General features: G+C 69.4%; 23 protein-coding genes. 11 read left to right on the top strand and 12 right to left on the bottom strand.

The features are described from left to right. Positions 1-5: 5 nt before the first annotated feature. The 4 genes from OHA88_RS09195 to OHA88_RS09180 all read right to left on the bottom strand — a co-directional run bounded on the left by OHA88_RS09195 (position 6) and on the right by OHA88_RS09180 (position 3,611). Positions 6-1,043, bottom strand: coding sequence for an SAM-dependent methyltransferase (locus OHA88_RS09195; RefSeq protein ID WP_443044360.1), 1,038 nt, complete (start codon positions 1,041-1,043; stop codon positions 6-8). Beyond that, entirely contained in the window at positions 971-2,128 is a 1,158-nt protein-coding gene (locus OHA88_RS09190; RefSeq protein WP_328625052.1) for a glycosyltransferase family 4 protein, read from the bottom strand. The genes OHA88_RS09195 and OHA88_RS09190 overlap by 73 nt, the downstream gene beginning before the upstream one ends. Next, positions 2,101-2,499 carry a 6-pyruvoyl trahydropterin synthase family protein gene (locus OHA88_RS09185; RefSeq protein WP_326607045.1) on the bottom strand — a complete coding sequence of 133 codons (399 nt, stop codon included), beginning with the start codon at positions 2,497-2,499 and terminating at the stop codon, positions 2,101-2,103. Before OHA88_RS09185 ends, OHA88_RS09190 begins: the two co-directional genes overlap by 28 nt. A gap of 104 nt (positions 2,500-2,603) precedes the next feature. After that, the gene (locus OHA88_RS09180; protein WP_328625051.1) at positions 2,604-3,611 is read right to left on the bottom strand and encodes a zinc-dependent alcohol dehydrogenase; all 1,008 of its coding nucleotides are present in this window, start codon (positions 3,609-3,611) and stop codon (positions 2,604-2,606) included. A 113-nt stretch (positions 3,612-3,724) separates the two neighbouring features. On the opposite strand from OHA88_RS09180, the gene OHA88_RS09175 reads away from it, so the two are divergent. Further along, complete coding sequence (locus OHA88_RS09175) at positions 3,725-4,483, top strand: CDP-alcohol phosphatidyltransferase family protein (protein ID WP_328625050.1); 759 nt, start codon at positions 3,725-3,727, stop codon at positions 4,481-4,483. A gap of 63 nt (positions 4,484-4,546) precedes the next feature. On the opposite strand, the gene OHA88_RS09170 is transcribed toward OHA88_RS09175, so the two are convergent. Then, positions 4,547-6,226 carry an ArnT family glycosyltransferase gene (locus OHA88_RS09170; RefSeq protein ID WP_328625049.1) on the bottom strand — a complete coding sequence of 560 codons (1,680 nt, stop codon included), beginning with the start codon at positions 6,224-6,226 and terminating at the stop codon, positions 4,547-4,549. 112 nt (positions 6,227-6,338) lie between these two features. Further along, the gene (locus OHA88_RS09165) at positions 6,339-8,162 is read right to left on the bottom strand and encodes a sulfatase (protein ID WP_443044201.1); all 1,824 of its coding nucleotides are present in this window, start codon (positions 8,160-8,162) and stop codon (positions 6,339-6,341) included. 228 nt (positions 8,163-8,390) lie between these two features. On the opposite strand from OHA88_RS09165, the gene OHA88_RS09160 reads away from it, so the two are divergent. After that, positions 8,391-8,660, top strand: a complete 270-nt coding sequence (locus OHA88_RS09160) for a hypothetical protein (RefSeq protein ID WP_328625047.1) — start codon at positions 8,391-8,393, stop codon at positions 8,658-8,660. A 305-nt stretch (positions 8,661-8,965) separates the two neighbouring features. On the opposite strand, the gene OHA88_RS09155 is transcribed toward OHA88_RS09160, so the two are convergent. Further along, positions 8,966-10,027 carry a right-handed parallel beta-helix repeat-containing protein gene (locus OHA88_RS09155; RefSeq protein WP_328625046.1) on the bottom strand — a complete coding sequence of 354 codons (1,062 nt, stop codon included), beginning with the start codon at positions 10,025-10,027 and terminating at the stop codon, positions 8,966-8,968. 78 nt (positions 10,028-10,105) lie between these two features. On the opposite strand from OHA88_RS09155, the gene OHA88_RS09150 reads away from it, so the two are divergent. The 3 genes from OHA88_RS09150 (at position 10,106) to cpt (ending at position 11,954) form a co-directional block, all read left to right on the top strand. Beyond that, positions 10,106-10,363 (top strand): hypothetical protein, encoded by a 258-nt coding sequence (locus OHA88_RS09150; RefSeq protein WP_328625045.1) that lies wholly within the window; start codon positions 10,106-10,108, stop codon positions 10,361-10,363. 429 nt (positions 10,364-10,792) lie between these two features. Further along, positions 10,793-11,335: an FABP family protein gene (locus tag OHA88_RS09145; protein ID WP_267008482.1), complete on the top strand. Its 543-nt coding sequence runs from the start codon at positions 10,793-10,795 to the stop codon at positions 11,333-11,335. Positions 11,336-11,423: 88 nt separating this feature from the next. Further along, on the top strand, positions 11,424-11,954 hold the full coding sequence (gene cpt, locus OHA88_RS09140) for a chloramphenicol phosphotransferase CPT (RefSeq protein ID WP_328629630.1): 531 nt from the start codon (positions 11,424-11,426) through the stop codon (positions 11,952-11,954). A 156-nt stretch (positions 11,955-12,110) separates the two neighbouring features. On the opposite strand, the gene OHA88_RS09135 is transcribed toward cpt, so the two are convergent. After that, positions 12,111-13,169: a phosphotransferase gene (locus OHA88_RS09135; protein ID WP_328625044.1), complete on the bottom strand. Its 1,059-nt coding sequence runs from the start codon at positions 13,167-13,169 to the stop codon at positions 12,111-12,113. 455 nt (positions 13,170-13,624) lie between these two features. On the opposite strand from OHA88_RS09135, the gene OHA88_RS09130 reads away from it, so the two are divergent. Both OHA88_RS09130 and OHA88_RS09125 read left to right on the top strand, forming a co-directional pair. Next, on the top strand, positions 13,625-13,795 hold the full coding sequence (locus OHA88_RS09130) for a hypothetical protein (protein ID WP_328625043.1): 171 nt from the start codon (positions 13,625-13,627) through the stop codon (positions 13,793-13,795). A gap of 217 nt (positions 13,796-14,012) precedes the next feature. Beyond that, positions 14,013-14,186, top strand: coding sequence for a hypothetical protein (locus tag OHA88_RS09125; RefSeq protein WP_267008485.1), 174 nt, complete (start codon positions 14,013-14,015; stop codon positions 14,184-14,186). A 240-nt stretch (positions 14,187-14,426) separates the two neighbouring features. Here OHA88_RS09125 and OHA88_RS09120 read toward each other — a convergent pair whose 3' ends face one another. From OHA88_RS09120 to OHA88_RS09110, 3 genes are all read right to left on the bottom strand, one after another. Next, positions 14,427-15,002, bottom strand: coding sequence for a lamin tail domain-containing protein (locus tag OHA88_RS09120; RefSeq protein ID WP_328625042.1), 576 nt, complete (start codon positions 15,000-15,002; stop codon positions 14,427-14,429). Positions 15,003-15,456: 454 nt separating this feature from the next. Next, complete coding sequence (gene lysA / locus OHA88_RS09115) at positions 15,457-16,857, bottom strand: diaminopimelate decarboxylase (RefSeq protein ID WP_328625041.1); 1,401 nt, start codon at positions 16,855-16,857, stop codon at positions 15,457-15,459. Between the two features lie 9 nt (positions 16,858-16,866). After that, positions 16,867-17,283 carry an SAV_915 family protein gene (locus OHA88_RS09110; RefSeq protein ID WP_328625040.1) on the bottom strand — a complete coding sequence of 139 codons (417 nt, stop codon included), beginning with the start codon at positions 17,281-17,283 and terminating at the stop codon, positions 16,867-16,869. A 306-nt stretch (positions 17,284-17,589) separates the two neighbouring features. On the opposite strand from OHA88_RS09110, the gene OHA88_RS09105 reads away from it, so the two are divergent. After that, a complete protein-coding gene (locus OHA88_RS09105; protein WP_328625039.1) occupies positions 17,590-18,684 on the top strand; it encodes a magnesium and cobalt transport protein CorA in 1,095 nt (364 codons plus the stop codon). Positions 18,685-19,004: 320 nt separating this feature from the next. Here OHA88_RS09105 and OHA88_RS09100 read toward each other — a convergent pair whose 3' ends face one another. Continuing rightward, complete coding sequence (locus OHA88_RS09100; RefSeq protein ID WP_328625038.1) at positions 19,005-19,967, bottom strand: helix-turn-helix transcriptional regulator; 963 nt, start codon at positions 19,965-19,967, stop codon at positions 19,005-19,007. A 70-nt stretch (positions 19,968-20,037) separates the two neighbouring features. Between OHA88_RS09100 and OHA88_RS09095 the strand changes: the two genes are divergently transcribed. Genes OHA88_RS09095 through OHA88_RS09085 form a run of 3 tightly spaced genes read left to right on the top strand, consistent with a single transcriptional unit; the run spans position 20,038 to position 21,513 of the window. Next, the gene (locus tag OHA88_RS09095; RefSeq protein WP_328625037.1) at positions 20,038-20,334 is read left to right on the top strand and encodes a pentapeptide repeat-containing protein; all 297 of its coding nucleotides are present in this window, start codon (positions 20,038-20,040) and stop codon (positions 20,332-20,334) included. After that, positions 20,324-20,839 carry a DinB family protein gene (locus OHA88_RS09090; RefSeq protein WP_328625036.1) on the top strand — a complete coding sequence of 172 codons (516 nt, stop codon included), beginning with the start codon at positions 20,324-20,326 and terminating at the stop codon, positions 20,837-20,839. The genes OHA88_RS09095 and OHA88_RS09090 overlap by 11 nt, the downstream gene beginning before the upstream one ends. A 2-nt stretch (positions 20,840-20,841) precedes the next feature. After that, on the top strand, positions 20,842-21,513 hold the full coding sequence (locus OHA88_RS09085; protein WP_328625035.1) for an alpha/beta fold hydrolase: 672 nt from the start codon (positions 20,842-20,844) through the stop codon (positions 21,511-21,513). Positions 21,514-21,640 lie beyond the last annotated feature (127 nt).

Raw genomic sequence — 21,640 nt, 5'->3', positions numbered from 1 at the left:
CCGTGTCACGAGGACCCACCCGTCGGTCCGGGCAGGGCCAGGACATCCTTGTGATGCACCACAACCTGCAACTCGCCTGCCCAGCACTCCGCCAGACGGCGCCGCAGATACGCATCGGCACGCTGTTCGAGGTCCGGCCGCTGGTCACGAGCGGCGCCGACCCAGCCCCGAAGCCACTCTGTCAACAGCGTGGACTCGCCGGTGTCCGGGTCCCGAATTCCTGATCCGCACGGATCGGCCCGTTGCGTCCGGCCCGTCCCGTCGCAGGGCAGAGAGCGAGGACCGGAATCGAGCCGCCACGGGCTCGCGTGCTCTCGTACGGTCAGGCCATGGCACGCAAAGGCCTCGGAGGCCGCCGTGACGGCGTCGGGCCCGAGGAGCCGGCGGCCCTGGTCCACGCGGCGCTGGTGGGCGTTGAACGCGTGCGCGATCTCGGCGTCCAGCGGGTCTGCCGGGGTGAGGTCGACCCTTCCCACCACGGAGAGCGCCAGCAGCGTCGGGCAACCGGCCCCGGCGCAGGCCGCGGCCAGCCCGTTCAGCTCGTCGCGGGTGAGCAGGTCCAGCAGAGCGGAGGCCGTCACCAGCGAGGTGCCTGAGAGGACGTTCGCGGTCAGTCGCGCGACATCGCCGCGTTCTGTTGTGACGGTCACGGGACTGCCGTCGGCGGCCGTACGAGGCGTCCGAGCAGCGGCCAAATCGAGCAGATCCGGGTCGTGGTCGTGCAAAATCCAGTGCTGGGGGCCGTTCAGGCGGGGAGCGAGCCAGCGGCCCATGGAACCACTGCCGCACCCGAGATCGCGGATCACCAACGTCGAACGCCCTGACGCCGGTTCTGCGCCACCGGGCCGACTGGCTGCGGCCTCCAGGTGCCGCTGCAGCGGGCCGAGGAGTCCGGATGCGCGGGCGGCCGCATCGGCACCCTCCCGCAGCGCCAGCCACTCCGGGGCATAGCGAGTTGCACCGGTCCCGCTCACGCGGCCTCCCGGGATTCCTGGCGGAGTTGTTCCAGCACCGCGGCCAGACTGCGCGAGGTCGTGTCCCAGCCGGCCAGCGCAGTGCGCCGAACCAAGGCGGCCTCCTTCGACCGTCGGCGTTCGACCGGCTCACCGAGCCAGAGGCGCAATGCCGAGGCGAACGCTGCCGGGTCCTGCGGTGGTACCAGGAAGCCCGGCACGCCCCTGTCGGGTGCGTGTCCGACTGCTTCCGGGAGTCCACCGACCGCCGTCGCCAGTACGGGGACGCCGCGGGCAAGAGCCTCTGTCGCCACCATGCCGTACGTCTCGGCGTGCGAGGCGAGCACCAGCAGGTCGGCGGCGGCGTAGCTCGCGTTCAACTCGGCGCCTGTCCGTGGGCCGACAAGGTGTACCCGGTCGCCGAGGCCGTACCGTCCGATCAGCTCCCGGATCCGGGCGACGTAGCCGGGATCCTGGCCCAGTCCGCCGACGCAGACGCAGTTCCACGGAAGATCTGCGACGGCCGCGAGGGATTCCACCAGCTGGAGCTGCCCCTTGCGCGGAGTCACAGAGGCCACGCACAGCAGGCTCGGTGCGCGGTCGGTACCGGTTGCGGTGCCGGTCGCCAGGGGTTCCGTGTCGGCTCCGGGGGCGGCGACGTGGACCCGGCCGGGGTCGAGTCCGTGGTGGGTCACGAGCCGGACGGCCGCCCAGTCACTGGTTGCCACGACTGCCGCCGCGGCCTGCAGCGTCCTGCGCTCTCCGGCGTTCAGGGCTGCTGCCGTGCCAGGGGTGAGGCCTGTCTCGTCGCCCAGCGGCAGGTGGACCAGCACCACCAGGCGCAGCCGTTCGGCTTCGGGAATGATGATCTCGGGGACGGCGCAGGCAACGAGTCCGTCGAGGACGACGACGGCGCCGTCCGCCGACTCCCCGAGTACCTGGGTCAGTTCCGCACGTGCGGTGGCTCGGGGCTGTGGCCAGGTGCCCGCGACGGCGTACTCGTGGACCTGCCAGCCGATCCGGGGCAGGTCCCGGCACACTCTGCGGTCGTAGGTGTTGCCCCCACTCGGCGCGGACGGATCGTCGACGCCACCGGGCATCACCACAATGACCGAGCGCCCGGTCATTGTGGTGGCAGCCGCGGGGTTCACAGGAGCCGCTCGTAGCTCGCCCATGCGATGTGTGATTCGTGCAGGGTCACTGTGATGCCGGTCAGGCCATGTGCGCCCTCGCCCAGTGCTCCGGCGCGCACCTGGTCGGCCAGGCGGTCGGCGATGACCTTGGCCAGGAATTCCGTCGAGGTGTTGATGTCCGCGAACTCGGATTCGTCATCGAGGTTGCGGTAGTTGAACTCGCCCACCACGCGTTTGAGTTCAGTGGTGGCCAGCCCGATGTCGACGACGATGTTGTCGGCGTCCAGCTCGGGACGGCGGAAGGAGGCGTCCACCACGTACGTCGCTCCGTGCAGACGCTGCGCGGGACCGAACACCTTCCCGCGGAAACTGTGGGCGATCATGAAGTGCTCGCGGACGGTGACACTGAACAACGGCTGTGACCTCCTGGTCCGACCCATGTGGCCGCTCGCGGCCCTTGTCGTTCAGTACGGCTGGAACATGCTGTGCGTTCACGGCCCGAGAGATTCAATGGCGTTCAACGCTCAGCCGGAACCCGTGGCGCCGGAGCCGTGTCGTACAGCACGCGGTGGCACAACCCGGGAAGGTCACCCTTGCCGATCCTGGCCAGCACCGACGGCAGCTCCTCGAAGGCGCATTCGCCCGTGATCAGTGCGTCGAAGGCGGGGTCGGCGAGCAGATCGAGCGAGAGCGCAAGCCGATCGGCGAAGGTACGGCGGGAGCTCCGGGCCGGAGAGACGGTTCCCACTTGGCTGCCGCGCAGGACCAGACGACCGGAGTGGAAGGCCTCCCCGAGCGGCAGGCTGACTCGCCGGTCGCCGTACCAGCTCAGCTCCAGGACCGTGCCCTCCGGGGCAAGGAGCTCCAGCGAGCGGGTGAGCCCACCTTCGGTGGCGCTGGCGTGGACGACCAGGTCGCAGTCGCCGAGGGCGTGTTCGGGGAGCGCGAAGTCGACGCCCAGCGCCCGGGCAACGGCGGCACGGGTGGGATCGGAATCGACCAGCTGGACGCGGACGGCGGGGTACCGGGCGAGCAGAGCGGCGACGGAGCAGCCGATCATGCCGGCTCCGACGACGGCGATCCGGTCGCCGATCAGCGGTGCGGCGTCCCACAAGGCGTTCACCGCCGTCTCCACCGTTCCGGCCAGCACGGCCCGCCCGGCGGGGACGGTGTCCGGCACCGGGGTCACAGCACTCGCAGGGACGACGTACCGGCTCTGGTGCGGGTAGAGGCAGAAGACCGTACGGCCCACGAGGTGACCCGGCCCTTCCTCGACAAGGCCGACGTTGAGATAGCCGTACTTGACCGGACCGGGGAAATCACCGTCCTGGAACGGCGCCCGCATCACGGTGTACTGACTCTCCGGTACGCCGCCGCGGAAGACGAGGCTCTCGGTGCCACGGCTCACACCGGAGAACAGCGTGCGCACCACGACGTCGTCGCCGGCCGGTTCCGGCAGCGGAACATCCCGTATCTCGCCACGGCCGGGGGAGCGGAGCCAGAAGGCGCGTGCGGTGCGCTCCATCGATGACCTCCTGCTGAACGCTCGGGTGATGGTTTACGTTCTGATGATCGTGAGACCGCGTAAACGTACGCGGCTCTCGGCGAATGTGTCACACGGCAGGAGGACGGCGCGCGGTGACCCGGAGTAGCACATACAGAACTCGTCTGCTGCGCCCGGAGACGGCGTCGGGGGCAGCCGGACAGACACTCCTGCTGGTTCTTCTCGGCACGACGACCGGACTGGGAACCACGGGATGGGTGACAGGCCTGGTCTTCACAGCCGGCGTGTGGGCCGTCCTCACACGAGCACTGGACCAGGCGGGCAACAGGCCCTTCGGTCCCGCCAACGGCGTCACCCTGGCCCGCACGACGCTCGTCGGGGGTGTGACCGCGCTGGTCGCAGATTCCTTCGTGAGCCGACCGCCGGTCGGCGTCCTGGTCGCCCTCACCACGGTGGCGCTGATCCTCGATGCAGTCGACGGCCACGTCGCCCGGCGCACCGGGACGGCGTCCTCCCTGGGGGCACGCTTCGACATGGAAGTCGACGCCTTCCTCATTTTGATGCTCAGCATCTACGTCGCCATGTCACTGGGCACATGGGTGCTGTCGATCGGTGCCATGCGCTACGTATTCGTCGTGGCGGCCCGGGTCCTGCCGTGGCTGTCGGGACCGCTACGTCCGAGCGTGGCCCGTAAGACGGTGGCCGCCCTGCAGGGGATCGTCCTGCTCGCTGTCGGCGCCGGGATCATGCCGCGTCTGCCCGCGTATGCAGCAGTCCTCGTGGCGCTGGCACTGCTCGTCTGGTCCTTCGCGCGTGACATCGGGTGGCTGTGGTGCGTCAGGTCCCGTGAAAACGCAGGGGAGGCCCGGGACAGGGTGTTCGAAAACGCATGATCGCTCGCTTGTCCGGTCACGTCGTGGAACGGTTGTGAGGGACCTCTTCGCACTGGGGCCACTTCACTGGAGTGCCCCGTCCTCGCGCGCTGCGCGGCGGTAGATCGTGATCGAGTGTCCCACTTCGTCGATGCGCCTGCTGGTGTTGATCAGCGTCGCCAGACGGCGATCGGCCTTGGCGACCGAGGAGTCCGACACGACGAGGAGCCCGTGAACCTCGCTCGGCGGGACCCTGCGCGGGTCGGACGCGTCGATGCCGTAGTAGGAGGGTACGCCGCTGCCTTTGTAGACGAGCCAGATCCTCTCGTCCGGGTACCGCTGCCGCAGACGGGCGGCCAACCGGCCCAGGTCCTGACCCCAATCGACGTTCGAGTCGTGCAGTCGCAGGTGAGTCCTGGCCGGGCCGCCGAACGCCTCGTTGGAGTACGGCAGGTAGTACGGGTACGTCCGCAGCGAGCTCACCGCAACGAAAAGGATCAGCGCCGCGGTCGCGATGTGCGCCGACCGCCGTCGGCAGGCGGTCACGCCGGCCGCGGCGACGGCCAGGAACACCGGCATGAAGAGGGCGTACCGGACACCGAGATCACGGGACCCGGTCAGGGCCGCGGCCAGCAGCACCACCGGGGGGACCAGTACGTACGGTGCCGCAGGCCGCAACCGGGGCACCCTCACGGTGGCGACGGCACCGGTCGACCACAGCGCGAGCATGCCCAGCGGCGTCTTTATCAGCAGGGCGGCAGGCAGGTAATACCACAGCGAACCGTGGTAAAGGCGGCCGAACAGGAAGCCGCTCCACGTCATGTTCTCGAAGCCGAACTGGACGCGCATACCGTCCCGGTACGGCTCCGGGAACGGGAGCCGGTCGACGACACGTGCGCGCCACCCGTGGGTGACCGGCAGGTTCTCGGGTCTGGCCCATCGCAACTGCGGGTCGACGGCGAGGTAGGTGGCCCACACCACGGCGATCGCGACCAGCGCCACGACCAAGGCGGCCGCCACGCCGAGCACGAGAAGCCGCATCCGCTCACGGGTGCCGGGGCTGTGCGTCCGGTGGGCGTAGCAGACCGACAGGACGACCAGGAACAACAGCACCGGAACCGCGGGCAACGCGCTCATCTTCGTGGCCACGGCCGCGCCGAGCGCCCCTCCGGCGAGCGGGAGGCAGAGGCGAGGCCTCCGCCGCGCCCGCCACAGCAACCAGACCGACGTCAGCAGGAAGCCGGCCATCGGCACGTCAAGTGTGGCCAGCGACCCGTGCGCGATGATGTCGGGCGAGAACGCGTACAGACCGAGCGCCACCAATCCGCCCACGGGGCCGGCGACGTCACGGGCGAACGCGAGGACAACCAGCCCGAACAGCAGCGTCAGCACGATCATCGGCAACCGCGCCAACAGCATCAGACGCCACGGATCATTGCCCGATTCGTACAGGAGGTGCCGTCCGAGCTCCGTCTGATCGCCGACGAAGGCGCGGTCGAGGTGCGCGTCGGCGAATGCCGTCCCGGACGCGATGAGCAGCTTGCCCAGCGGCGGATGCTCGGGGTTGTACCGCAGGCTGCGCTGCTGCAGGTAGATCTCCGCCGTGCCCACGTACACGGGCTCGTCGATCGTCGGGGTCTGCTTCACGGCCGTCGTGACCATCGCGACCGCCATCTCGGCGAGGAGCGCGACCACGACGAGTGCGAACAGCCACCGCCGGTGTCTCCGCAGCCCTTCGCCCGCTCGTCGAGCGGCCTGCCGCATCAGTGCGCGAACCTTCCATTCCTTCTGTCGCGCATCCGGCGTGACGTCGACTGTGCTGTGGCGGGCCGACGCGACACCATGGCTCCACCTTGTCACCTGCTGATGCCCCTGGTCACCGGGTCGGCGGGGACGAATCGGGGCCTGACTGCGGACCGAAGGCGGTCAGGAAGCGGTCTCGGAAGGTGTCCATTTTCCACACCGGAGCGGACGGGCCGGGCTTCAGGCCGTCCTGCCAGCCCCAGCCGGAAACACGGTTCATCACGGCCGGATCGCGGGCGACGATCGCGACCGGTACGTCCCGGCCGAACTCGCCGCCGGTGACGGTCGTCACCGGCTGGTGGTCGCCGAGGAAGACGAGCACGGTGTTGTCGTCGCCGTACTTCTCCACGTAGGAGATGAGGCTGTGCAACGAGTACTCGATGGCACGCCGGTACTCGGTTCGCACCTGGGCGGGGTCCCGCCACACTTCTTTGGGGTCCTTGCCGGCCTTCTTCATGGCGTTGTACACCGAGCCGTCACCGACCTCGTCCCAGCCGGTCATCCTCGGTATGGGCGCCCAGGGATTGTGACTGGAGGCGAGAATGATCTCTGCCATCAATGGGTCGCGCCCCGGCTTGCCGTGCTCCAGGCGTTCGAACGCGGACAGACTGTACTGGTCGGGTACGGGCGTCCAGCTGAACTTCGGGCCCTTGTACCCGAGCTGCCGGGAGTCGTGGATGTGGTCGAGGCCGAAGAATTTCCCCTCCGGCCAGGCCCGGGTGACGCCCGGCATGATACCGACCGTCCGCCAGGCGTTGGCGCGCCGGAAGGCGCCGGTGAGGGTCAGGCGGTTGCTCGAGGTGACGCTGCGATAGCGCTGCTGATTGTCGATCCACAGGCCTGACATGAAGGTGGTGTGGGCCAGCCAGCTACCGGCGCCCGTCGTCGGGGAGGTGAGCCAGCCGCTTCGCGAGGAGAACCCGGCCGCGCTCAGCCGACTGGTCCCGTCCGCGAGCACCGCGTCGACCTGTGACGCCATCGCCGGGTCCTCGACTGCGGAGCGGCCGTAGCTTTCGATGAAGGTGAAGATGACATCCTTGCCGCGCAGCCCGGTCAGCAGCTGGTCGGCCGGCGTGTCGCCGAAGGCATCGACGGCAGACTCCTTCCGGAACTCCCGCTCATCCCTGAGGCCGGCACGCACCGAGTCGGCACGGTCCTCGACGAGGGTGGCCGTGTTCCTGGAAGCGACCGGCACACCGGCGATCTGCGTGCCGAGTGCCGTGAAGGTGATCCAGGCGGTCCCGAGCACCAAGGTGGTACGGGTCGCCACGGCGCTGTGCCGGACCAAGAGGCGGCTCAGCCGGACCACGGCCAGCGTCATGGAGGCGAGCAAGGCGAGAGCGAGGGCCGCGATCCCGATCAGCGCACCGATCGCGTCGGCCCGGCCGACCGAGTCCCTGAGGAACGCCTCCGCGTCGTCGAGCAGGATCCAGTCGAGTACCGGATCGAACGGCCGGTCGAGACTCGCGTAGAAACCCATGTCGAGGAACTTCAGGATGGTCAGCAGGCCGAGGCCCACCCCGGCGAGCACCGCCACCACCCGCCTCGCCTTCGGCGGCAGGACGAGCAGTACGGCGACGCCGAGGATCCCCTCCACCGGAATACGGGCGAATGCGCCGGGTGTGAGTCGGCCGACCTGGTTCGGCAGAAGAAGAGCGAGGAGCACGAGCGCGGTGGCCAGGGCAGTGGTCACCCACGCCACGCTCCGCACCGCGACCGGGTGCCTTTCCCGCCGGCCACGGGCGACGGCCTCGCCGGGGTCGTCACCTGCGGCGCCGTCCGGGCCCGCGGTGTCACAGCCTGGGACGTGCTCCGGGGAACCGTCCCGTGTCGGGCTCTCCTTCGTGCGTGCGCTATCCGTATGGGGTGGGATCGGAGCGCGGTCAGGGTGCGACACCCGAAGATCCTTCCGTGCGAAGCCAAATGGTGGCACGGCGGACCAGGATGGGGGGCCGGATTCCGCCACCCATCATGTACGGCTTGGAGGCGGCTCCAGTTCAAGCAAGCACTGCGGTTGCGTGGGAAAGCTGAACGCGTCGTCGGTTCGGGGGTGTCTGGAGCTTTTCGTGCCGTTCCTGGCCAGTGGGGTCGAGCCGGTGTCAGTGCTCGATGGAATGCTGTTCGCATGGACGAGCTCATGCGGCAGCGTCGCGTCTACGGCGCCGACCACGACGACCCCGACCCCGGACCGAAAGCGGGCCACGAGTACCGGGAGCTGGTCGGCGGCCCCCTCGACGGCCTGCTCGTGGACGTCACCGGGTGGACCGATGCAGCGCTGCGCGAAGGCGCGAGGCTGACCACGGAGATCGGGGCCTACGGTCCTGGCGGGCGGGCCGAGTACAAGCCCAGGCTGGTCGCACCTTTGAAGTGGGACTGGCGTGGTGACACCCCCTGACCGGTGATGCAGCTGCACGCCCACGACTGAGGCGACGGGTGCCCGCCGAGATCGGGCTCGACCCGGAGACAGTCGACGCACTCGCTCCCAAGGCCTGACCGCGCGCGTCGGCTGTATCCCGAGCGGATGGCGACGGTGTACGCCGAGCGGGTCCTGGTCGGTTCTGGTGAGACCGGTGGAGAACCCGGCACCACTCATCCAACAGGGGGTACCCGCCGGGCCTCAGGGAGCGCAGGGCCCGGCCGCCGGGTGGGAAATGGCACCGGCGGCCGGGCGGCAGGGGTGATGCGGGTGCGAGCCAGGGGCTAACGGTCCTGATCCGCGCCCAGGTTCGGCGGGGTCGGGATCCGGTTGCCGAAGTAGTCGCGGGTGATTCCGTCGGCGACCGGGATTCCCGTGCCGAGTGCCGGGGAGCCCGCGCGCAGGCGGACGTCGCGCGGGGCGGTCGGGGAGGCCGAGGCGAAGAGCGGGTCGGCGGTGAGGGCAGAGGTGTCGAGGGGCTGGGCCGTGCGCCAGTAGAGGTTGTTCTCGTAGACGCTCCGGGTGTCGTTGATCGGGGAACCGCCGGACGCCCCGACGAAGATGTTGTTGCGGAAGGTGACCCCGGTCGGGCCGTTGTCGGAGACGAGGGCCGTGTTCGCCTCGTCGGTGACGATGGTGTTGCCGTAGATCCGGGTGTCGGTGGTGGCGGCGCAGACGACCGAGATCACGCCGTACGGGGACATCGTGTTGCGGTCGTTGATGCTGATGTTGTGGCGGACCCGGTCGCCGTCGGTGGTCATCCCCGCGCCGTTGCAGATCAGCAGGAAGCCGCCCTCGTTGTCGTGACTGTAGTTGTACTGGTAGACGTTGCGGTTGTTGCCGCCGTCGATGTCGTACGCCATCGAGTCGAGGGTGCCGTGGCCGCCGGTCACCTCGTTGTACTGGTAGATGACGTTGTCCGAATTCCAGGCCCAGATACCGGCGTTGTAGCCGGCCGAGCGCATGTTGAAGCCGTTCACGTAGTTGTGCTCGACCAGTGCGCCCTTCGCGGTCTGTACGACGACGCCGTCGCCGCCCACGTCGTACACCTTGTTGCGCTGGATCCGCAGGCCGGTGATCGCCTCCCAACTGGTGCCGGGGCCGTTCGGGTGCTCGGCCCTGCGGCCCCAGCTGGAGCTGGTGCCGATGCCGGTGCGGTCGGTGCGGCGGACGGTCGAGTCGTCGATCCGTACGCCGTCGAAACGGGTCGGGACCGCCGAGCCGGTGACGGAGAAGAGGATGCCGCCGCTGGGGTCGGGGTCCTTGAAGTCGGCGCCGTTGACGTCGTGCACGTCCACCCCGTCGACGACGTAGTGGCTGCCCACGCCGTGGTCGGTGAGCCGCACGAGCAGTCCCGCGCGGCGGTCCGTCGTGGTGTGCGCGCCGGTGTTGGAGATGTCGAGCGCAGCTCCCAGCCCTCGACGTTGAACAGGTACACGGCGGCCCTGGCACCCCCGCCCTCGATGTGCGGCTTCGCCCCCTTCCCGTACGCGTCGATGGAGATCGGCTCCGCGGCCGTTCCGGAACCGGTCGGGGCGAGCACCCCGGTGCAGGTGCGGCCACGCCGCAGCAGCAGCCGGTCGCCCGGCTCGTACGCGCGCGAGGCCTTGGTGAGGGTGCGCCATGCTGTGCCGCTGTTCGTGCCCGAGGCCTGGTCACTGCCGCGCAGACAGTCCACGTAGTACGTGGTGCCTGACGTTCTGCCGGGTCCTTCGTGTGCGGAAGCGGCGGCCGGGAGCAGACCGGTCACGCTCACCGCGGCCGCGAGCGCGGTCACGGCTGCCTTGCTGCGTATCAGGGAGATCGACATGGCCGGAAACTAGCCAGGCGGCCGACATCGGGGCCATGGACGTACGTAGTCGGTACTTGGATCTCCGGCTGGTTCGTCCGCAACGGCTGCCGCACCGTCCCAATGCGTCCTCCCGTCCGATCCGCGCCCCGAGCCGCAGCTGCGGGACAGCTCCGACGACGTCAGGTCGCAGGACAGCGCGGGCGCCCCCGCCGAGAAAAATCGTCCGCCACCCGCTGCGGGAGTTTTCCTGTCCGTCGCCGAGTGGAACGACACTCTAGGCTTCCACCCGGCACCGGCCACGACCCCAGGAGCGCACACCGTGTTCGACCCCGCAGCGGAGCCCCCGTACCCCGATGGCCACCGACCGGACGAGGAGCCCGCTCCGCACGCACTGTTGTCGCCCGTGATCGGCTTCCTGGGCACCTGGCGCGGCCGCGGACGCGGCGGGTACCCGACGCTTGCCGGGGACTTCGAATACGCGCAGGAGGTCACCTTCAGCCACGACGGCCGTCCCTTCCTTCGCTATGAGGCCCGGGCCTGGCTGCTCGACGCCGACGACGCACCGCTGCGTCCGGCGGCCCGGGAGAGCGGCTGGTGGCGGCTCCAGCCCGACGGCCGCGTGGAGGCACTGATCACCCAGCCCACCGGCATCGCGGAGATCGCGGTCGGCCGTGCGACCGACAACACGGTCGACCTCTCCACCCACGAGGTGGCCCTCACTCCCACCGCCAAGGAGGTCACTGCCACCCGCCGTCGTTATGCCCTGGCCGACGACGCCACGCTCACGTTCGTCCACGATCTCGCGGCCGTCGGTCAGCCGTTGCAACACCATCTCTCGGCACGGCTGCGACGCGGTAAGTAGACCGCGCCTGCGTCACGTGCACGGGGGTGGAGCCGGCCGTAGAAACCCGTTTCGGTCGTCACTGAGGTGCCTCTACTGTGGCGCGGTGATGACACAGATGATCGTTCTCAACGGTGGCTCCAGTTCGGGGAAGTCCGGGATCGCCAGGTGTCTGCAGGCGTTGCTGCCGGACCCTTGGCTGTCCTTCGGGGTCGACACACTGATCGAGGCGATGCCCGCGTCCGTGCGGACGTCGGATGCGGGCATCGTGTTCGCTCCGGACGGTGAGGTGATCGTCGGTCCTGAGTTCCGGACGTTGGAAACGGCGTGGATCGAAGGGCTTGCCACGATGGCCCGTGCGGGTGCACGGATCATCGTTGATGAGGTCTTCCTCGGCGGAGCGGCGTCCCAGCAACGGTGGCAGCAGGCTCTTGGCGGACTGCAGGTGCTGTGGGTAGGAGTCAGGTGCGACGCCACAATTGCCGCGGGCCGCGAGATCGCGCGTGGTGACCGGGTTGCCGGGATGGCGGTGTCACAGGCGGATGCGGTCCACCGTGGCGTGTCCTACGACCTGGAGGTGGATGCTACGCATACCGAGTCGATGGAGTGTGCGCGGACCATCGTCACCCGGGTCAAGTGATCGACAGCCCGGGTGCCTGCTGTCCTGACCGCGGTGCGCGGGACGGTCAGGCAGCTGCGGTGAGGGAGCGTCCGCCCCAGCGGATGCCGCCCCGGTGATCCGGCCATTCCAGTCCCCCGAACCCTTCGCTACGCGGTCCTCGACCGCGTAGGACTGTCAGTACCAGGGGCGTTTGTCCTGCGCGGGCAGCGGGCGCAAGGTGGGCCAGCGCTCCAGCAGGCGTACGGCCATTGCCGCGCTGAGATGACCGAGTGCGTGCAGATCGTCGTGGTCGCGGGTCTGGTCGGCGACTGCGCCGAGCCGGTGGACGAGGCGCTCCCGAGCGGAAACATAGCCCCACTCGAAGTCCTCTGCCGGTACCCGTGCGAGGTGGTCGACCGACTCGCGGTGGGCGCGTTCGACGAGCGCGTCACCTCGGATCAGCCAGCCGGCGCAGGCGTCGGCGAGGTCCCCGGGGACATCCGTGCCGGTGAGGCTCCGCCAGGTGGCACGGTAGATGTCCTCGACTTCCGCCAGCGGCGTGCCGGTGACCGACATGGCGCACCAGCAGGTCGGGAAACCGATGCGGAAGTAGGCGAGTTCGACCAGACCATTGCCCAGCGACGCCTGTTCGAAGTCGACGAAACGGACGCCGTTGGCGGTACGCAGATCGTTGCCGGGGCAGGGGTCTCCGTGGAGGAGCGCATGATGAGGCGTGGGGTCCAGCCGGTCGATCAGGGCGGCGAGTTCGTTCGGCACTGCGGGTGGGACGGGGACGCCGAGCACCTCGGCGAGGGCGATGAAGGACTCGGCGTCGGCGGCCGTCGGCCCGGACCAAGCGGGGAGCGCGCCTGTATCAGCCGGCCCGGTGAGTGAGTGCAGCCGGGCGAGGGCCTCGGCATAGCCGGGCATCCAGTCGTCAGCCGCTCCAAGATCGTCCAGGTGCTCCAGGACCATCACCCGGGACGCCGGGTCCGTTCCGAGCAGGGCCGGCGCGACGGTCGGTCGGGCAGCCCTTGCGGCGAGCCGCAGCGCGGCGACCTCCCGCGCGTAGCGCGCATCCGCGTCGGGCCCGGTGCCCCCTCCGTCAGCGATCTGTTTGACGATCACGCGACCACCACCGCGCAACTCGACCCGCCACACCCGGGAGCGCGGACTGCTGTCCAGCAGTGTGGCGCGCGTGGGGGAGCCCACTACGGAGCGCAGCTCGTCGCTGATCGGCACCTGGGTCGACATGAGGGTCAGCGTAGGGCGTTCTGCCGCACAGGGTACGACCATGTTCAAGTCCAGGATTCAGTGCCTGGACATACGCTCGGGTCACAGCGTTGCTGTGGGGGCCAGGTCAGCAATCAGTCAGCGTCCAACGACCGGTCCCCACAAGGGACATGGTCACGAAACGACCAAGGGAGGTTCCGGGGGTCGTCCAGCGGGAACACCTCCCACGCCGTGCCGAGGAGGAACCCCGGCTACCGCTGTTCGAGGCGTGTCGGCGTGCTCCGAGGAGTCGTGGTGCTCGCAGCCAAGGTGCCCGGGTGAAGGCCGAGTTGCTCGGCACCTTCCGATTACGCGCCGGCTCTCGAGCTCGGCTCCTCGGAGTCACTCGTCGGACAGCTGTGTCCGGCTCGTGCCCACAAATGCCCGGCCGCTACGCATGGCCACGTGCCGCCGCCAGGCCGGGCCGGTGTGGGCCGTTGGAGTGGCGGCTGCCCGCCCACATGGCTTTCCGCCCGCACGCCCCGGCCGGCCGGGCTGCGATCTTCGACGAGGTCATCAGGGCCGCCGACGCCGACGTCATGTCCCTGGAGAGCGGTGTACGGACCCTGAGACCGGGTCCGGTGCTGCTCGTCGCGGCTGCCCTGTGACAGTGCGCTGTCATCGACGTGTCGATCAGCGTGAGCGCGGTGTGGGTCGGGAGGGCAGCGGGTCCTCCATTCGGCCCGTTGTGGTTGCTGGAGGGCGGAGTTGGGGGTGGGCTGTCAGTGCGCCCAGTGCTGGTCGCGGGCGCCAGGAGGGGCGTCACCCGCGGAACGAGCGGGGACCGATCCCCTCGTCGACCTACACGAGACTTGGAGATTCCCCATGCCCTACCGCAAGGGACAGCACGTGGAGTACCGGGACCATCAGGACGAGATCCAGCGGGGTGAGATCCGGCAGGCCGAGGGCAGCGGTGCACAGACTCGCTATGCCGTCCAGAACGAGATGACCATGCGCGAAGAGAAGATCACGGAGAACCAGATCGAGCGGGAGCTGTAGTAACGGCCCTGTCCACGCAGCCGCCGTCGCACCGAACCGAGGTGCGACGGCGGCTGCTCGTCAGGTTGTGCCGTCCTGGCTCTTGGAGCGGCCCGTCGCCCGCCGACAGGCCCGCGCCCAACCCGCCCTGGGGGAGGCCGGTGAGCGCGCGAGCTGCGTGCCGCCACTCCGGGGGCGGGGGGTGGCGGCACGCAGCGGTTCCGAGAGGGGGTCCGCGGTCAGTGGCGGGTGGGGGTCAGGTCAGCGGCGGTGGTCACGGTCGTGGCTGCGGTGGTCGCCGTCGTGGCCGCGGTGGTCGCGGTCGTGGCTGCGGTGGTCACGGTCGTGGCCGCGGTGGTCGCGGTCACGACCCCAGGACTCGGTGTCGACGGTCCGGCCGTAATTGTCGCGCAGGGTGGCCGTGTCGGAGTAGTTGCTCCAGACGTAGTCGGTGCGGCGGTCCTGGTAGACGTCGGTGCGGGTGTCGTAGCCGCGTCCGGTGTGGACGCGGACGGTGGCCCGGCCGGCCAGACGCAGGTCGTCGAAGCGGTAACGGTTGCCGTCCCGGTCCGAGAGTGTCCATCCGTCCAGATTCACCGACCGGTAACCGGTGTTGGTGACCTCGACCCACTCCCTGTTCAGCGAACGGTTGGAGTAGTCGTCACGGCCCGGGCTGTCGTACTGGATGCTGCCGAGCACCACACGCGAGTACGACTGGTGGTGACGGCCACGGTTGTGGCCGTCGTCGGCGGATGCCGGCATCGCCGCGACGGCGACAACGGAACCGGCCGCCAGACCGGTAGCGACGAGACGACGGACAGTACGAGAAGCAGACACGTGATGTCCCCTCAAGTAGAGGCGCCCAGGCCCAGGTCAGAGCCATGCTGCGCGGTGCGGGTCCCGGCTCAACAAGCCGAGGACCCACACTCTGAACCACCCGCCCGCCTGTGATCGGCGACTTCGGCCTGCGTTACAAAATGCGGATATTTCCGTAACCGACGACTGTAACGGTCACAGACCCCGCATGAGCGTGGCCCTGACATTCGCTGAATACGGCAACCACCCCGGTCACCCGCACCAACAAGCCCTTAGCGGCCCCTCTGCACCCCGCGCCGCAACACCCCGCGCCCCACCACCGCTCGCATAAATCGGGTAACAGGCACAATGCTTCACAGTTCGGACATCGATGCGGTGATCACACGTCTGCGCGAGCGCGGGAGGAGTACCTCGCGCTCGCCGAGCGGCGTCCACCGAAAGAGTGTTTCGATGGACGCCGGGAATGGGGCCGGTGCTACAGGCCGATGTCCCTGCGGCTCATGTCGTCCAGTGATTCGCGGCGTACGAGTACGCGTGCGGTGCCGTCGGACACCGCGACGACGGGCGGTCGGCCGATCATGTTGTAACCGGAGGCCATGGAGAGGTGATAGGCCCCGGCCGCCGGAACGGCCAGGAGGTCGCCGGGGCGTATGTCGCCCGGGAGTGCTACGTCGTCGGCGAGGACGTCGCCGGCTTCGCAGTGCCGGCCCACGACGGTGACGAGGCGGGGCGGCGCCGACGAGGGGCGGCCGATGAGGCGGGGTGCGTACTGCACGCCGTAGAGCGCGGGCCGGGGGTTGTCGCTCATGCCACCGTCGACGGCGACGAACGTGTGCTCGCCGGTGCGCTTGACGGCGAGCACATGGTAAACGGCGACTCCGGCCGGTCCGACGAGTGCGCGGCCGGGCTCGAGGGTGAGCCGGGGCACGGGGAGCCCGGCGCGGGCGCAGCCGTCCTCCAGCTCGGCGTGGACCCGCCCGGCCAGCACGGCCACGTTCATGCTCTCCTCACCGGGCCGGTAGGCGATGGCGTGGCCACCGCCGATGTTCAGCTGGGGGAGGGCGATGCCGTGCTGGTCCCTGATCCGGGCCATCAGGCCGACCATGCGCCGCACGGCGACGACGTACGGCTTGACCGCGGCGATCTGCGAGCCGATGTGGCAGTGCAGGCCGACGAGTTCCAGGTGCCGCTGGTCGAGTATCCGGGTGACCGCGTGCTGCGCGGATCCGTCCGTGATCGACAGGCCGAACTTCTGGTCGTCGGTGCCGGTGCGGATCTTGGCGTGTCCGCCGGCGGCGATGCCGGGGACCACCCGAACCATGACCTTCTGGCGGGTGTCGGCAGGGGTGATCGCGGCGAGGCGGGCGATCTCGGAGGGGCTGTCCACGACGATGCGTCCGACACCGAGCCGAATGGCGGTGCGCAGGTCCTCGGGGCTTTTGGCGTTGCCGTGCATCACGATGTTCTCGGGCGGGAAGCCGGTGGTGACGGCGAGCGCAAGTTCCCCTGCGGAGCAGACGTCCAGGCCCAGGCCCTCTTCTTGCACCCAGTGCGCGAGCGCACGGCACAGGAACGCCTTGGCGGCGTAGACGATGTCGGCTTCGGGGAACGCCGTGCGGTACGTACGGCAGCGCTCGCGGACCTCCTGTTCGTCCAGTACGTAGATGGGGGTGCCGAAGCGGTCGGCTGCCTCGGCGAGGGAAACCCCGCCGACGGAGACGTCCCCGTCGGCCTCGGGACGGGTGGAGCGGGGCCAGACGGACAGGCCGTCGGCGTTGCCGAGGATTCGGGACGAGGCCTGGGGATCCGAGGGCAGGGAAGCCGGGCGCGACGCCGGAAGCGTGGACGCAAGGGGCGACGGAACGGAAACTGACATGGCGTCTCCTCAGCCGATCAGCAGGTTCAGACACGCGACGACAGCAGCGGCGCCAGTCACTCGCAGGACACCGACGTGCTGGGGATGCCATTCACGCGAGGAGCGCGCGCGTTCGCTGTCCCTGGAGACCGAATCGGTTGTCGCGGGGGCGGAGAACTGCGGGTCGACGGTGAGGGCGGTCACACCCAGGGGGGCTGCGAGAGCGCGCAGCGCGGGTTCGGAGAGCCTGATGCAGGCCTGACCCGAGCCCAGAGTGGCGGTGAGCTTCGCCGCCGAGGTGAATCCGACGGCCGTGCGGCCGCCCAGGGGGGTGCGGAAGAACCGGGTCGTACATCCAGAGGGCCCCGACCGGACAGGGACGTAGAGGAGTCCGGCCGGGAACCGTTCAGAAGGCTCGGGGTCCTCGGGAATCTCGAGTGGAGACATGGTGCTGCTCCTCGCAGAAGGCGACTGGCGCCGCCCGGTCGGTCCGGCCGGGCGCTCCACCGAAGCTATGCCCGCCCACCGGGGATGGGCCGCCACACTGACGGATGCTTGACGCCGAGCCCCCGCCCCGTAACGCGACGCTGACGGGCACGGTGTTCCTGGTCAGCGTGGCGTCAGGGCCTTCGGGGCGAACCCGCAGGGGCGGCTTCGTTCGGCTCGGTGTGCACGAGCAGGGCCGCCGCAGGCTCTGACGTCCCCTTTACCTTCGCCTGGCACACTGGCCCGCACCTGGCGAAGGAGTACTTCATGTCGATGGTCGGCAGTCTGCGCAAAGTCGCCCGTCTGGCGCGGCGGGGGCGGCCTGTGGACCTCAGCCACCCGGCCCGTTCGCCGCTGGGCTCCACCGTGGTCAACTGCGTCATCTACCGCGCCGGCGTCCGCCAGGAGGCCGCCCCCAGCGTCGAGGAATCCGTCGCCCGTGTACGCAAGCGTGGCGACGGCTTCGTATGGCTCGGCCTGCACGAGCCCACCGAGGCGGAGTTCGTGCGGGTTGCCGCACTGTTCGGTCTGCATCCGCTCGCCGTCGAGGACGCCGTCCACGCCCACCAGCGGCCCAAGGTCCAGCAGTACGGCGATGTCCTGTTCGCCGTCTTCAAGTCGGTTGCCTACGTCGAGCACGAGGAACTGACCGCCACCAGCGAGGTGGTGGACACCGGCGAGATCATGGTCTTCGCCGGACCCGACTTCGTGGTGACCGTACGGCACGGGCGCCACGGCTCCCTGGGCGCCCTGCGCGAAGGCCTCGAAGCGGACCCGCGTCAACTGGCCAAGGGGCCGGCCGTTGTGCTCCACGCCATCGCCGACCACGTCGTCGACGACTACCTGACCGTCACCGATGCCGTCCAGGACGACATCGACCAGGTCGAGACGGACGTCTTCTCACCGCAGGGCTCCCCGAGCGCCGACGCCGGTCGCATCTACCAGCTCAAGCGCGAGCTTCTGGAACTCAAGCGGGCTGTGGTCCCGCTCGGCCGCCCCCTCCAGGTGCTGGCCACTCAGTCGATGCGCTCCGTCGACCGCGAGATACAGGCGTACTTCCGTGACGTCGCCGACCACCTGGCCCGCGTCATCGAGCAGATCACCGACTTCGACGCGCTGCTCGACTCCATCCTCCAGGCCCACCTCGCCCAGGTCACCGTCGGTCAGAACGAGGACATGCGGAAGATCACCGCCTGGGCCGCGATCATCGCTGTGCCGACGATGGTGTGCGGCGTCTACGGCATGAACTTCGACCACATGCCCGAACTGCACTGGCGTTTCGGCTACCTGTTCGCTCTCGCCGTCATCGCGACCGCTTGCCTCGTCATCCACCGGGGCTTCAAGCGCAACGGCTGGCTGTGACCCTCGACGCTGCACCCGCGCCACGCGTATCCCGCATGTCAGCGCCACTCCCTCAGGCCGCTGCCCTGGTCATTTCCGGGGTCGCGGTGAAAGGGGGGGGCGCGATGCCTGCGGTGTGCCGGTTCCGCTGCCGTTGTGCACCAACATGGCTATATGCCAGGGAACTTGAGCCAGCGCCCGAGAGCGGGAGCCGCGTGCTCGTTACTTCGGGCGCCACTTGGCCGGAGTCCCGGGCACAGTCGTTCGTGAGAGCCGGCGCCACTGGACCGTCACGCTCCCTTCGCTGTGCAACGCGTCGACCAAGTCCTTCGACATTGCTGTCAGGGTTGGTCCGCCAGGGCGGCAGCGAAACGTGCCGCGAGCGTCGCGACGGCGGCACGGAGTTCTTGCCCGCCGTCGACGCGGAAGGCGAACGGCACGCTCGCCAACCACTCCTGCGCGTACATCGCCGGATTGCTCGTGCTGCCGACGAGCACGCACCCGTCTCCCGATGGTTCAAGCCGTCCCATGGGGGGCCGGATCCACGGCGCCACCTCGGCCAGAGGAGCGTCGAACACGACGTGGGTGGGGAACTCCCACCCGGTGCCCAGGTTCTCTTCCACTGCTGTCACAGGGTCGAGGCCGTCGGGCGGATCGAACCCGTGGGCGGTCTGCTGGACCGCGCGGACCCGGTCGACCCGGTAGGTGCGGATCGCGTCAGCGCGATGGGAGTGACACAGGAGGTACCAGCGCCCGTAGCGGACGACGACCGCCCAGGGGTCCACCTCGGCCTCCCACTCGTTGCCGGACTCGCTCCGGTACGTGACCAGCACGCGACGTCGGGCCGCGATGGCAGCGACGAGTGCGCTGGTGGTGGAGGGATCCGGAAGGGCCGAGTGCCGGTCGGGCGCAGCTGACGCGTGCTCTCGCAGCGCCGCTGCTTGTCGGCCGACGCTCTCGGGCAGCGCCCGGATGACCTTGCCCAGGGCAGAACCGACGAGGTCGTCGACATCGGCTGCTGCCGGCTGGCCGTCGAGCACCGCCATGACCAGGCCAAGTGCCTCGTGCTCCGTGAAGACGACCGGAGGCAGCCTCGTCCCGCGCCCGAGCCGGTACCCGCCATGGCGACCCCGGGTCGACTCCACGGGGACGCCCGCCTCTCGGAGGATGCCGACGTACCGACGCGCGGCCCGCTCCGTGACTCCCAACGACGCGGCGAGTTCGTCGGCCGTCACGCCGGGGCGGTTCCGGAGGATCTCGATGGCGCGCAGAGCTCGTGCGGTGGGGCTGGAATCGTTCGGCACGCGAGCAGATTAGATGGTCACGAGATAAGCAGGAAGTGGATCGTCCGGAATTGGTCCTAGGGTGATGCTCATGAACGAGTTCCGCGAGCAGGACCTCACCGGAGCATGCTTCGAGCGGGTGAGCCTCCAGGCCGCCACCTTCACCCAGGTGTCCCTGAATGACGTCCGTATGCACGCAGTTGACTTCACCGGGGCGCAGGTCCGCGGCGCCCTGTTCCATGAGAGCCGCATGCGCGGCGTCGAGTTGGTCGACGTCGAGATCAGCGGCGAGCTGAAGAACGTCGTCGTGAACGGCGTCGACATCGCACCCGCTCGTCGACGCCGAACTGAACCGTCGCATGCCCGAGCGGGCGAGGATGCGCCCTGACGACGCCGACGGGTTCCGTGAGGCGTGGGCAATCCTGGAGCGGCTCTGGGAGGGCACCGTCACGCGTGCGGGGACATTCCCCGAAGGTGTGCTCCACCGCAGTATCGACGGCGAGTGGTCCTTCATCCAGACGCTGCGGCACCTCAACTTCGCCGGCGCCGCATGGGTGGGCCGGATGATTCTCGGCGACCCCTCGCCGTGGCACCAGTTGGACCTCCCGTGGGACGAGGCGCCCGGGTGGGACGGTATCCCGTGGGATCGCGAGGCACGACCCTCGCTCGACGAGGTGCTCACGGTCCGACGCGAACGCCAGGCGATGGTCCGCCACGTCATGGAGTCACTCACCGACGAGCAACTCGCCTCTGCGGTGACTCGCACCGAGTCCGGCCGGCCCCGGATGGAGAACTTCCCCTTCAAGGAATGTCTCAGCATCGTCCTCGACGAGGAATGGGAACACCGGCTTTATGCCGAACGTGATCTGACCTCACCGGAGAAGGAGAACTGATCGTGGACATCCTGCTCATTGCCGGCCTGTGGCTCGACGGATCCGCGTGGGACGATGTCGTGCCCACGCTCGAGGCACTCGGCCACCGCCCCGTGCCGCTCACCCTCCCCGGCCAGGGTGACGGATCTGCGTCGGCCACGCTCGACGACCAGGTGACGGCGGTGCTCGCTGCCGTAGACGCAGCGCCCGAAAAGCCCATGGTGGTGGGGCATTCCGCTGCCTGCACCCTGGCTTGGCTGGCCGCAGACGCGCGGCCGGAGAAGGTGGCCGAAGTCGTCCTCATCGGCGGCTTCCCGGCCGCCGACGGGGAGCCCTACGCCGACCTCTTCGAGCCGAAGGACGGTGTCATGCCCTTCCCCGGCTGGGGACCGTTCGAGGGGCCGGACTCTGCTGACCTCGATGAGGAGGCCAGGCGTAGCATCGCGTCTGCCGCGATTCCCGTCCCCGCAGGGGTGACCAAGGGCCTGGTGCGTCTGACGGACGAGCGACGGTTCGACGTCCCGGTCGTGCTCGTGTGCCCCGAATTCACCCCCGCCCAGGCTCAGGAGTGGATCGGCGCCGGTGACGTACCTGAGCTCGCCAAGGCCAAGCACCTCGACTTCGTCGACATCGACTCGGGTCACTGGCCGATGTTCAGCAAGCCGACCGAGCTCGCCCGGCTCCTGGTGTCCTGAGCCGGGGGCTCCGTTCAGGTGCATGGGCTGAGGAGCGGGTGCGGTGTCGTTCCACGCCGCAGGCGTCGGCTCTGCGACACCGCATCATCCGGGCGCTACGCGGTGCCGGACACGGCGGACACGGACG

It is taken from the genome of Streptomyces sp. NBC_00353, assembly GCF_036108815.1.
Classification (GTDB): Bacteria; Actinomycetota; Actinomycetes; order Streptomycetales; family Streptomycetaceae; genus Streptomyces.
This window is presented reverse-complemented; position numbering and strand designations above follow the sequence as displayed.

Coding starts and splice junctions, on each gene's coding strand:
- lysA (WP_328625041.1), bottom strand. CDS start 16,857: ATGTCAGTTTCCGTTCCGTCGCCCCTTGCGTCCACGCTTCCGGCGTCG.
- OHA88_RS09170 (WP_328625049.1), bottom strand. CDS start 6,226: ATGCGGCAGGCCGCTCGACGAGCGGGCGAAGGGCTGCGGAGACACCGG.
- OHA88_RS09090 (WP_328625036.1), top strand. CDS start 20,324: ATGCGCCCTGACGACGCCGACGGGTTCCGTGAGGCGTGGGCAATCCTG.
- OHA88_RS09125 (WP_267008485.1), top strand. CDS start 14,013: ATGCCCTACCGCAAGGGACAGCACGTGGAGTACCGGGACCATCAGGAC.
- OHA88_RS09135 (WP_328625044.1), bottom strand. CDS start 13,169: ATGTCGACCCAGGTGCCGATCAGCGACGAGCTGCGCTCCGTAGTGGGC.
- OHA88_RS09110 (WP_328625040.1), bottom strand. CDS start 17,283: ATGTCTCCACTCGAGATTCCCGAGGACCCCGAGCCTTCTGAACGGTTC.
- OHA88_RS09160 (WP_328625047.1), top strand. CDS start 8,391: ATGGACGAGCTCATGCGGCAGCGTCGCGTCTACGGCGCCGACCACGAC.
- cpt (WP_328629630.1), top strand. CDS start 11,424: ATGACACAGATGATCGTTCTCAACGGTGGCTCCAGTTCGGGGAAGTCC.
- OHA88_RS09095 (WP_328625037.1), top strand. CDS start 20,038: ATGAACGAGTTCCGCGAGCAGGACCTCACCGGAGCATGCTTCGAGCGG.
- OHA88_RS09105 (WP_328625039.1), top strand. CDS start 17,590: ATGTCGATGGTCGGCAGTCTGCGCAAAGTCGCCCGTCTGGCGCGGCGG.
- OHA88_RS09190 (WP_328625052.1), bottom strand. CDS start 2,128: ATGGGCGAGCTACGAGCGGCTCCTGTGAACCCCGCGGCTGCCACCACA.
- OHA88_RS09180 (WP_328625051.1), bottom strand. CDS start 3,611: ATGGAGCGCACCGCACGCGCCTTCTGGCTCCGCTCCCCCGGCCGTGGC.